Genomic DNA, 1,233 nt, shown 5'->3' on the forward strand with positions numbered 1-1,233 from the left:
GTGGAATCGGAAGAAGGGCGCGCTGAAGCTTGGCCCCGCTCGCTGCATCGAGGGTAACCGTCGTCTAACGGTCGGCAAGACGTACAACATCGTCGGCTTCCACAACGGATACGCTGTTCTCGAAAACGACGACTACAACAAGGGCGAGAGCGGGGGATGGGACTTTCGTCGCTTCGAGCAGGGCCGTCCTGCAAGCCTGAACGCATGGGCGCAGGAAGTCCATGCGGCCAACGCGCACTGGTGGCACGATCCGGCGACCGGCGAAAAGCTCAACCGCAACATGGGCGAGATGCTCATGCTCGTCGTGTCCGAGCTGGCGGAGTGTATGGAAGGTGAGCGCAAGAACTTGATGGACGACCATCTGCCGAAGCGGAAGATGGCGGAAGTCGAGTTGGCCGACGCTGTCATTCGCATCGGGGACATCCTCGGTAGCATTCCGCTCTCGTCGTCGTTCAACTTCAAGACCCCTGTCGACGATCTCCCGGCCAACAAGGGTCAGGCGTTGCTCCGCATCAGCCGCATGGTGACGAACGTCAACCGGGCAATGTCGAATCGCGATCGCGCGTTGCGGCTGATCCACGCCATCGCGTTGATCGAAGGGTACGCGAAGCAGCACGGCTACGACCTGTGGACCGCTGTCGCCGAGAAGCGCGAGTACAACAAGCATCGCGCGGACCACAAGCCGGAAGCGCCTGGCTGCCAACGGGAAGAAGTTCTGATGGCCGCCATCGACCCGACAACCGCGCTGCGCCTCTTCCGCGAGTTCGTCAATCAGAACACGACGCAGTGGAGGCTCGGCGCGGGCTCCCACCATCACCCCATGTGGGCTCTCGTCGCCGAGACGCTTGGCGATCAGAACTCGAAGTCGCTCAGCCCCACGGAGAACAAGTTCGTGTGGGCGGAGAATCGCAAGCCTCTCGGAAAGGAACCTATGCAGGTCCACGGCACTATCAAGGAAGCGGTCTTCTACAACGATACGGCCAGCGATCCGACGCATGCGCCTTGCGTCAAAGGCCCTGTCTACGGCGACACCAAGGGTCGCTTCATCGACGGCGAGCCGATCACCACAAGCCGCATCGAAGAGATGTTCTTCGACCAACACGGCGACGTGATCGTCAAGACCCGCTTCTCGGTCTACCGCGTCTACTTCAAACGCGTGGAGACAGACTGATGCGGAGCTTCAAGCAATGCGCCGTGGCGATCCTGAAGGGGACCGCCATTGGCATCGTAGGC

Annotated in this window: 1 protein-coding gene; it reads left to right on the forward strand. The window is 61.2% G+C overall.

Annotation, left to right across the window (positions count from 1 at the left end; all coding sequences use genetic code 11):
• On the forward strand, window positions 1–1,171 hold a 1,171-nt coding region (locus tag OO70_RS54370; RefSeq protein WP_063749799.1), incomplete at its 5' end, for a nucleoside triphosphate pyrophosphohydrolase family protein.
• Window positions 1,172–1,233 lie beyond the last annotated feature (62 nt).

The sequence above is a fragment of the Streptomyces xylophagus genome (genome assembly GCF_000716435.1).
Taxonomy (GTDB): Bacteria; Actinomycetota; Actinomycetes; order Streptomycetales; family Streptomycetaceae; genus Streptomyces; species Streptomyces xylophagus.